The organism is Thermodesulfitimonas sp. (assembly GCF_052743955.1).
On the sequence record NZ_JBRAIN010000134.1, the window covers coordinates 1 to 3,467 of the forward strand.

The 3,467-nt window shown below is 59.0% G+C and carries 2 protein-coding genes and 1 pseudogene; 2 read left to right on the forward strand and 1 reads right to left on the reverse strand.

All coding sequences use genetic code 11. The annotated features are described in order from the left end of the window. Positions 1-720, reverse strand: a pseudogene (locus ACUVTA_RS09040) (integrase core domain-containing protein); the annotation flags it as partial. A 540-nt stretch (positions 721-1,260) separates the two neighbouring features. Between ACUVTA_RS09040 and metG the strand changes: the two are divergent. Both metG and ACUVTA_RS09050 read left to right on the forward strand, forming a co-directional pair. Continuing rightward, a complete protein-coding gene (gene metG / locus ACUVTA_RS09045; protein ID WP_445952611.1) occupies positions 1,261-2,820 on the forward strand; it encodes a methionine--tRNA ligase in 1,560 nt (519 codons plus the stop codon). Positions 2,821-3,041: 221 nt separating this feature from the next. Continuing rightward, positions 3,042-3,467, forward strand: a 426-nt coding sequence (locus ACUVTA_RS09050; RefSeq protein ID WP_445952612.1) for a TatD family hydrolase, incomplete at its 3' end; no start/stop codon positions are given.

Sequence of the window (3,467 nt, forward strand, 5' to 3'; positions counted from 1 at the left end):
GCGGTAGTTGAAATAGAGGATCCAGCTCTGTGCCGAGTAGAGGAAAGTCTTAAGAGAAGTGATGCCGGGCAAATGGATTGCATAGAACTCCTCATCGTCCGTGCGGTGAGAGCGTTCCACGAAGCCGTTGCCCTCTTTTTCATTAGGGGGGATATTCAAGAGGGTAACGCCGTGGGGGCAAAAGATTGCAGTTTGCATTAACTGACGTTTTCGGGAGGAAGCCGGGCCGCCGAACTCTGGTCCGTTATCGGTTTGGAAGAAGAGGGGTTGGGTTATCCCGAAAGCTCTGAGCCAGGTTTTTAGGAGCAGCATAAAGGCGAGGCCATTGGTGAAAGAGAGTTGGTAAGCAAAGGCGATGAAGCGGACTCTAGTTTTAAGGTCGATAGCGGTGAATTGGTAGCGGGGTAGGCTCACGCGGAAGATGGCAGCGTAAGCCTGCGGGGGCAAAGAGTCAGCATCGGCAAGGTACTTGGCGTCGATTTGCCACATTTGAAGCGGGGCGAAGGAGGAGAGATCGGCCACATAACGTCTTGAGCCATTGACCGTTTTCACCTTGCGGCACCGGAAGTGGTATCGTTTGAGGATATTGCGGATGGTGAAGGGGGAGAGGAAGATGCCGCAGGCTTGGAGGTGGATACTCAGGCGGTGGGGCCCGAGGTTCGTTTTCTTGGCGAGGTCGACCACCACTTCTTCGATATGGCGCGGGGTACGGGTAGGCATAGGGGATTTTGGGCCGCGCTTACCGAGGCAAGCGAGCGGATTGTAGTTATTCTCTTCCGCGCGTTTTTTAAGGACGTAGGCCCAGCGGACGGAGATTCCTAAGACTTTAGCTGCTTCTTTGGGCGAGTGGTGGCGGAGGAGAGTAAGTGCTATTTGAACTGCCGCTTGGGGATTACCCGTCTTTTTAAGTTTCTGGTAGAGAGGTTCTGCTGCCGCAGTCAATCGCTTCTCAGAAGGGGTTTCTTTTTGGTAGAATGTTGTCAGCGGGGTTTTCATCTGTGGGTGGGTCCTCCTTTCGGGGTGTGGTTTGTCCAAATCCATAATACTCCGGGGAGACCCACCCTTTTCAATATCTCCTTTAAACGATCAAAGTGCTGTGAACGAAACTGTGGCTCATCTACAGCTGCAGCCCTTGCGGCACTTGACATCCCTTTTTTTCTCCAATACAATGAGACTTGATTTGCCAATTTTTCCGGCGGAGCTTCAAAAGCCGGGTTCTGCCGGCGGGTGCCTTTATTTCCTGCAGGAAGGGGACAGACGTTGGCTCAGACAAGCGAAGCGGCGCGGCCGACGTTCTACATTACGACGCCGATTTATTACCCGAGCGACAACCTGCACATCGGGCACGCCTATACCACCGTGGCGGCGGACACCGTCGCCCGGTTCAAGCGCCTGCAGGGGTACGACGTCTATTTCTTGACCGGCGCGGACGAGCACGGTCAGAAAATCGAGCGGGCGGCCTTGGCCAGGGGCAAAAAACCCAAGGAATACGTGGACGAGATCGTGGCCGGTTTCAAGGTTCTCTGGACACGGCTGATGGTTGAGTACAGCGACTTCATCCGGACGACTGAGGAACGCCACCGGGCAGCGGTAGAAAAGGTTTTCCGGCACCTGTACGAGCAGGGAGACATATACAAGGCGGCTTACGAAGGGTGGTACTGCACCCCCTGCGAGACCTTCTGGACCCAGCGCCAGTTAGTGGATGGGAACTGCCCGGACTGCGGGCGGCCGGTGGAGCTTTTACAGGAGGAAAGCTATTTTTTCCGGCTTTCCAGGTACGCCGACCGGCTGCTTCAGCATATTGAAACGCACCCTGATTTCATCCAGCCGGTTTCCCGGCGGAACGAAATGGTCAACTTCATCAAGGGCGGGCTCGAGGACCTGTGCGTTTCGCGGACCACTTTTTCCTGGGGAATCCCGGTGCCGTTTGACCCCCGCCACGTAATCTACGTCTGGGTGGACGCGCTGACCAACTACATCTCGGCGCTCGGCTACGGATCCGGGAACGACGAACTCTTCCGGCGCTACTGGCCGGCCGACGTCCACCTGGTGGGGAAGGACATCGTCCGCTTCCATACGATCATCTGGCCGATCCTGCTGATGGCCGCCGGTGTAGAGCTGCCGAAGCGGGTGGTGGGCCACGGGTGGCTGCTCGTGGACGGCGGGAAGATGTCCAAGTCCAAGGGGAACGTGATTGACCCGCACGTTCTCATCGACCGGTACGGGGCGGACGCGGTCCGGTACTACCTGCTGCGGGAGCTGCCCTTCGGCGCGGACGGCTACTACGTGGAGGAGAACCTGGTCGGGCGGATCAACAGCGACCTGGCGAATGACCTCGGGAACCTCCTGCACCGGACGCTGACGGTGTGCGAGAAGTTCGGCGGCGGGGTGGTTTCAGCGCCGGGCACCCCGGAAGGGCCGGACAAGGAGCTTATCGAGCTGACGCAAGAAACGCCCGATAAAGTGGCCGCGCACGTGGACCGGCTGGAATTAGCCGAGGCGCTGGCTGCCGTCTGGCAGCCCGTGAGCCGGGCGAACAAGTACCTGGACGAAACCGCCCCCTGGAACCTCGGGAAAGACCCGGCGAAGCGGGAGCGGTTCAACACAGTGATTTACAATGTTCTGGAAGTATACCGCTTCGTTACGGTGCTGCTCGGCCCCTTCATGCCCGGTTTTCCGGAGCGGGTCTGGCCGCAGCTCGGGATTTCCGACCGGCCGGAACTGCACACCTTTGCGTCGCTCACCTGGGGCCGGTTCCCGCCGGGGGTGAAGGTGCAGCGCGGCGCGCCCCTTTTCCCGCGGATCGAAGTTGGAAAGTGATTTTCGAACGCTCTGGCCGAAAAAGAGCAGTGGGCCTCAACTGGCACCTCCGAACTCCTGATTTGGCTTTCTAAAAGGTTTCGTTTATCCAATTAGGACAGTACTTATGGTTTTTACGAAGTGAGGCCTGTATCGGAATGGATGGCGGGAGTAAAAGGCCGGGCAGCCAGGAATACCAGGAAGACCGGGAAAACAGCGTCTGGCCAAGGGGTATTCTGGATATGCGACTGACCGATACGCACTGCCACCTCGATGACGAACGGTTTGACACCGACCAGGCGGCGGTGGTCGAGCGCGCGCGGGCGGCGGGCGTAACGCGAATCATTACGGTGGGTTACGACCTAGCTTCGTCCCGCCGCGGCATTGACCTGGCCGGGTCGCTGCCCGGGGTTTTCGCCGTGGTGGGGGTGCACCCGCACGACGCCGCGGCGGCGCCGCCCGATTATATCGAACAGTTGCAGCAATTAGCGCGGGAGCCGCGGGTGGTGGCCGTCGGGGAGATCGGGCTCGACTTTTACCGTGACCTTTCGCCGCGCCCGGTGCAGTGGGAGGTTTTCGCCGCCCAGCTCCGCCTGGCGCGGGAACTCGGGCTGCCGGTGGTGATTCACTGCCGCGAAGCGCACGGCGAGGTTTGCGAGATTCTAAAG